Raw genomic sequence first — 6,974 nt, 5'->3', positions numbered from 1 at the left:
AATAATTCAAGCTGAAACTTAAAATGAAGCAAGGCGCATACTTGCAGAAATCATGCTGAAAGTGAGTTGATCCGATTGGATCTGTTATCGATAAAGGACCCTGCATTTTTGAAGAACCTTTCAAATCAAGAACTGGAAAGCTTGAGCGCTGAAATTCGCCGTTTTTTAATTGAAACGCTTTCTGAATCCGGAGGGCACATTGGTCCGAATCTCGGCGTTGTCGAGCTTACCATTGCATTGCATAAAGAATTTAACAGCCCGAAAGATAAGTTTTTGTGGGATGTGGGGCATCAATCGTATGTCCATAAACTGCTGACCGGCCGCGGAAAGGACTTCGCCACCCTGCGTCAGCATAAAGGACTGTGCGGTTTTCCAAAGCGGAATGAAAGCGAACATGATGTCTGGGAAACGGGCCACAGTTCGACTTCTCTCTCCGGTGCGATGGGGATGGCAGCTGCGAGAGACTTGAAAGGGACAAACGAATATATCATCCCGATCATCGGAGACGGTGCACTGACCGGCGGCATGGCTCTTGAAGCGCTTAACCATATCGGCCATGAGCAAAAAGATATGATTGTCATTTTGAATGACAACGAAATGAGCATCGCTCCAAACGTCGGAGCGATTCATTCCATGCTCGGAAGGCTGCGCACAGCCGGAAAATATCAATGGGTCAAAGATGAGCTTGAGTATTTGTTCAAGCGGATTCCTGCTGTTGGCGGGAAGCTTGCCGCTACAGCCGAGCGGATCAAAGACAGCCTGAAATACCTGCTGGTATCCGGGATGTTCTTTGAAGAGCTCGGATTTACGTATTTAGGGCCTGTAGACGGTCATTCCTATGATGAACTGTTTGAAAACATGCAGTATGCGAAAAAGACGAAAGGCCCGGTACTCCTCCACGTTATTACGAAAAAAGGAAAAGGCTATAAGCCTGCGGAAACCGATAAAACCGGCACATGGCACGGAACCGGCCCATATAAAATCGATACCGGTGATTTTGTTAAGCCGAAAGCCGCTGCGCCATCATGGAGCGCGCTCGTAAGCGAAACGGTCAGGAAGCTTGCCCGCGAGGATGAAAGGATTGTAGCCATTACTCCGGCCATGCCTGTCGGTTCAAAACTTGAAGGGTTTGCGAGCGAGTTTCCGGAGCGCATGTTTGATGTCGGCATTGCGGAACAGCATGCGGCAACGATGGCGGCTGGTCTCGCGACTCAGAATATGAAGCCGTTTCTGGCGATCTATTCGACATTTCTTCAGCGCGCTTATGACCAGGTTGTCCATGATATTTGCCGGCAAAACCTAAATGTATTTATCGGCATTGACAGAGCGGGCCTAGTCGGCGCTGATGGGGAAACACACCAGGGCGTGTTTGACATTGCTTTTTTACGGCATATTCCGAATTTGGTTCTCATGATGCCGAAAGACGAAAACGAAGGCCAGCACATGGTCAACACGGCTGTCAAATACGATGACGGCCCGATTGCCATGCGCTTTCCGCGCGGAAACGGACTCGGCGTCAAAATGGATAAAGAATTGAAAACGATCCCGATCGGAACGTGGGAAGTGCTGAGACCCGGGACAGACGCGGTCATTTTAACATTCGGCACCACCATTCCGATGGCGCTTGCTGCCGCGGAGGAGCTGCAGAAAGAAGGACGTTCGGTCAGAGTGGTTAACGCCCGTTTTATCAAGCCGCTTGACGAAAACATGCTGATGGAAATCCTGAACGAAGGGCTTCCGATTTTAACGATCGAAGAGGCTGTGCTCCAAGGCGGATTCGGCAGCTCGATCCTTGAGTATGCCCATGAACATCAGTCTTACAGCCCGATCATTGATAGAATGGGGATACCTGATCAATTTATTGAACACGGCAGTGTCGCCAAGCTTCTGGAAGAGATCGGAATGACAAAAGAAGACGTCATCAGACGAATAAGACTATTGACGCCCGTAAAGACTCATAAAGGAATTGGATCATGACAGGAAAAAAAGAACGGCTCGACGTTTTATTAGTAGAAAGAGGGTTAATGGAAACGCGGGAAAAAGCGAAAAGAGCCATCATGGCCGGCATCGTCTATACGAATGAAAACAGACTGGACAAGCCGGGCGAAAAGGTCGACCGCACGATTCCGCTGACCGTTAAAGGAAACCCGTTAAAATACGTCTCAAGAGGCGGATTAAAACTTGAAAAAGCATTAAAAGAGTTTCAGCTTTCCGTTCAAGGCAAGCTGATGATTGACATCGGCTCTTCCACCGGCGGCTTCACTGACTGCGCGCTGCAAAACGGCGCTCTCCGCTCATATGCCGTTGATGTCGGGTATAATCAGCTCGCCTGGAAGCTGAGACAGGATGAGCGGGTTGTAGTGATGGAACGCACGAATTTCCGGTATTGCACACCAGCCGATTTTACGGAAGGACTGCCGGAGTTCGCGACGATCGATGTCTCTTTTATCTCACTGAAAATCATCCTGCCTGTGCTTAAGAGCATTTTAGTTCCGGGAAGCGACTGCATCGCTCTCGTCAAACCGCAGTTTGAAGCAGGGCGGGAATCCGTCGGGAAAAAAGGGATCGTCCGCGATCCCCTCGTCCATCAAGCTGTGCTTGATGACATCAGCCGGTTTGCGGCTCGGGAAGGATATGACTGCAGAAACGTCTCGTTTTCGCCGATTACCGGCGGCGACGGCAACATCGAATTCCTTCTCCATTTGCATTGGGACGGAGAAGAGCAACCTGGCACGCCGATAGCAGAAGAAACGATCAATCAAATTGTCGAAGAAGCTCACAAGACATTAAAAGCGAAAAAAACGGATCCGCGTGATTAAAAACCCTTGAGAGTCGTACGGCGAATGCGAGGGTGGCCGGCACGCAAAAAGGAATAATAGTGGGCTATTATTCCTTTTTTACTGCAAACATGTACTTTTCCGACAAAATCATTTAACATAAATGTATAAACATACACAATTTGTGTATAAAACGAGGTGTGAAATGAACAAAGGTCAAAGGCATATTAAAATCAGGGAGATTATCACCGCTAATGAAATTGAAACGCAGGATGAGCTTGTCGATATTTTAAAGAAAGACGGCTATAATGTGACGCAGGCCACCGTCTCGCGGGACATTAAAGAGCTTCATTTGGTCAAGGTGCCGACAAACAACGGTTCCTACAAATACAGCCTGCCTGCTGATCAGCGCTTTAATCCCCTTTCCAAATTAAAAAGATCATTGATGTACGCATTTGTCAAAATCGACTCAGCCAGCCATCTGATCGTTTTAAAAACAATGCCGGGCAACGCGCAGGCGATCGGGGCGCTGATGGACAATTTGGATTGGGAAGAAATCATGGGAACGATCTGCGGAGATGATACCATTTTGATCATCTGCCGGACGCATGATGATACCAAAATCGTACAGAAGAAAATATTGGAGCTTTTATAAACGAAGGCCTGAAAAGAGGTGTCATGAAAGCTTGTTAGCTGAATTATCGATCAAAAACTTTGCCATTATCGAAGAATTAACCGTTTCTTTTGAAAAAGGGCTGACGGTTCTGACCGGTGAAACCGGGGCCGGAAAATCGATCATCATCGACGCCGTCTCTTTGCTTGTCGGAGGCCGCGGCTCGTCCGAATATGTCAGGTATGGCGAAAAAAGAGCCGAATTGGAAGGGCTTTTCCTCCTTGACAGCGGCCATCCGGTTTTTGATTTGTGCACAGAACTCGGGATTGAAGCCTCGGATGACATGATCGTCATGAGGAGAGATATTAACGCAAACGGCAAGAGCATCTGCCGCGTCAATGGAAAACTTGTCACCATTGCCGCTTTGCGGGAAGTCGGCAGACTGCTGCTTGACATACACGGGCAGCACGACAATCAGCTGCTGATGGAGGATGAGCACCATCTTCAGCTTCTGGAAAGGTTTGCAGGAGAAGAAATCGAGCATGCTCTAAAAGCGTATCAGGAAGTTTACAGCCGCTACATGGACGTCATGAGAAAGGTGAAAGAGCTTTCTGAAAGCGAACAGGAAATGGCTCACAGACTCGATTTAATACAGTTTCAGCTTGATGAAATCGAATCTGCAAACCTTGAGCCGAAAGAGGACGAACTTCTTCAGGAAGAGCGCCGTCAAATCGCTAATTTCGAAAAAATATACGAAGCTCTGCAAAATGCCTATAATGCGCTACGCAACGAGCAGGCTGGGCTTGACTGGGTCGGCATGGCTTCAAGCGAGCTTGAAAACGTCTCAGGCATCAATGAAGGGCTCAATAAAGTATCTGAATCCGTAGCCAACGCATACTACATTCTCGAAGATTCAACTTTTCAGATCAGAAATATGCTGGATGAACTCGAATACGACCCCGAGCGCCTCGATTATATCGAATCGCGATTAAACGAAATCAAACAGCTGAAACGCAAATACGGCGCTACTGTCGAAGATATCCAAGCTTATTCGGCTAAGATAGAGGAAGAGATCGACCGGATCGAAAACCGGGACAGCCACTTGCAGGCATTAAAATCCCGCCTCGAATCAATCGGCAAGGATGTGGCGATTGAAGCCGCCAATGTGTCCGAAATCAGAAAAAAATGGGCGAAAAAACTGGCCAAACAGATTCAGCAGGAACTGAAAGATCTGTATATGGAAAAATCGACATTCGATACGGAATTCCAGGTGAAAAAAGCGGAACGGGATGATGATGCACCCGTCGTCAACGGTATGCCGGTTCAGCTCACAAAGCACGGCATTGATACCGTCCATTTCCTAATCTCAACAAACACGGGAGAACCGCTCAAATCTTTGTCAAAGGTTGCATCTGGAGGAGAGCTGTCAAGAATCATGCTGGCCATGAAAAGCATTTTCTCTGCTCAGCAGGATGTTACATCGATCATTTTCGATGAAGTGGATACGGGTGTAAGCGGCAGAGTCGCGCAGGCGATCGCCGAAAAAATACACCGCGTCTCGATCGGCTCTCAAGTTTTATGCATTACCCACTTGCCGCAGGTGGCCGCGATGGCTGACACCCATCTTTTGATTACGAAACAGTCGAAAGACGGGAGAACGACGACAAGCGTCACGCCGTTGACAAAACAGGAAAAAATAGCGGAAATCGGCCGGATGATCGCCGGAGTCGAAGTAACGGATCTGACGAAGCGCCATGCGAAAGAACTTTTGAACCAAGCTAAGCTTGTTAAAACTACCGGATAAGCTGTTCATCCTGAACAGCTTATTTTTTTGTCGGCATTTTCTTATACAAACTCATTCTTATCATTTTATCCAATGATTTTCTTCCGTCCGCAGTTATAAATCGCTGTCCGAAAGGCAAAAGTAATGAATGTAGCGAAAGAAATTTTATATGGTGTGGGTTAGGTGCGAGGAGAGTGAAAAGGTGGATGTTGAAAAAATCAGAAAAGTTGTGGGTATGATTCTCCTTGTTTCTTTAATAAGTGTAGGGTTTTACAAACCGGTGAAAGAATACATTGTAATCCCAAAAAACTTGAACATTTTTGAGACGGGTACCCGTGCGGTTGAAACGAGCTTATCCGTCAGTGCTTCGAAAGATGGATCATCGGAAGCATTCACACTGAAAGAAAATCAAAGTGAAGTAGAAATAAAAGGTGAAAAGAATGGAAAGGCAGAACTCGTCTATGATTTTGCCGGATTCCCAGTTAAAAAAACGAAAGTAAATGTCCTGCCTGATTTGAAAGTGGTCCCCGGCGGGCAGTCTATTGGTGTAAAGCTTCACTCCGTTGGCGTATTGGTCGTAGGTTTTCATCAAATCAATACCTCTGAAGGCAAAAAATCGCCCGGTGAAGCAGCCGGAATCGCGGTAGGCGACATTATCACCGAAATCAACGGCACGAAAATCGAAAAAATGAATGACATTACCCCTTTTATTCAAAAGGCCGGGAAAACAGGAGAAACCTTACATCTGTCGATTAAAAGAGATAAACAAGAAATCAAAACGAAGCTCATTCCGAAAAAAGACCAGGCTGAAGATAAATACAGAATCGGCTTATATATCAGGGACTCTGCCGCAGGAATCGGCACAATGACTTTTTTCGAGCCGAAATCGAAAAAATACGGAGCGCTTGGTCACGTCATTTCAGACATGGATACGAAAAAACCGATCGTTGTTGAAAAAGGGCAAATCGTGAAATCGACCGTCACTTCGATTGAAAAAGGAACAGGCGGAAATCCCGGAGAGAAACTGGCCCGTTTCGCATCAGAACGAAAAGTGATTGGTGATATCAACAGAAACAGTCCATTCGGGATCTTCGGGACGCTTCACGAGTCAATCAAAAACCGCATCGCTGACAAAGCCATTCCGATTGCATTTTCAGATGAAGTAAAAGAAGGCCCGGCCCAAATTTTAACGGTTATCGAAAACGACAAAGTCGAGAAATTCGATATTCAGGTCGTCAGTACGACACCTCAGAAGTTTCCGGCTACAAAAGGGATGGTGCTGAAAATTACCGACCCGAGGCTGTTGAGCAAAACAGGAGGCATCGTTCAAGGGATGAGCGGAAGCCCGATCATCCAAAACGGAAAGATCATTGGCGCCGTAACTCACGTTTTCGTCAATGATCCGACGAGCGGATACGGCGTGCATATTGAATGGATGCTGTCTGAAGCGGGAATCGATATTTATAAAAAAGAAAAAGCAAGCTGACTGCCGGATTCCTCCGGCAGTTTTTGATTTCGTCTTTTTTTCTTGCGCGTTGTGCGTTAAAATGAAAGAAGAAAAGATTTTTCGACAAATTCACGTTCCCCGGTTTGTCAAGTCGCATTTCGAGTCGAAAAATCGAGAAAATCAGAAAAAAACAGAGAAAAAGCGAGAGATACCACTATTATTGGAAAAATCCTTTTTAAAAAAAGGGAATAAAGTGGTGCTGTCGAATTAAACATATTAGAAAAAGAATGATGAAATTTATCAACATACACATTGGGGAGTAAGAAACGTGGAGAAAATTAAAGTATGTGTTGC

General features: G+C 46.4%; 5 protein-coding genes. All 5 read left to right on the top strand.

Going from position 1 to position 6,974, the window contains the following annotated elements; translation table 11 throughout:
- Positions 1–75: 75 nt before the first annotated feature.
- The 5 genes from dxs to spoIVB all read left to right on the top strand — a co-directional run bounded on the left by dxs (position 76) and on the right by spoIVB (position 6,659).
- Entirely contained in the window at positions 76–1,977 is a 1,902-nt protein-coding gene (gene dxs / locus C1T29_RS14620) for a 1-deoxy-D-xylulose-5-phosphate synthase (RefSeq protein ID WP_023855166.1), read from the top strand.
- Positions 1,974–2,819, top strand: a complete 846-nt coding sequence (locus tag C1T29_RS14615; RefSeq protein WP_020452130.1) for a TlyA family RNA methyltransferase — start codon at positions 1,974–1,976, stop codon at positions 2,817–2,819. Before dxs ends, C1T29_RS14615 begins: the two co-directional genes overlap by 4 nt.
- 163 nt (positions 2,820–2,982) lie before the next feature.
- Positions 2,983–3,432, top strand: a complete 450-nt coding sequence (gene argR / locus C1T29_RS14610) for a transcriptional regulator AhrC/ArgR (RefSeq protein ID WP_208945468.1) — start codon at positions 2,983–2,985, stop codon at positions 3,430–3,432.
- 31 nt (positions 3,433–3,463) lie between these two features.
- Entirely contained in the window at positions 3,464–5,194 is a 1,731-nt protein-coding gene (gene recN, locus C1T29_RS14605; RefSeq protein WP_208945467.1) for a DNA repair protein RecN, read from the top strand.
- Positions 5,195–5,408: 214 nt separating this feature from the next.
- Entirely contained in the window at positions 5,409–6,659 is a 1,251-nt protein-coding gene (gene spoIVB / locus C1T29_RS14600; RefSeq protein WP_031304732.1) for a SpoIVB peptidase, read from the top strand.
- Positions 6,660–6,974: the final 315 nt, after the last annotated feature.

Source organism: Bacillus sp. MBGLi79 (assembly GCF_002953915.1).
This window is presented reverse-complemented; position numbering and strand designations above follow the sequence as displayed.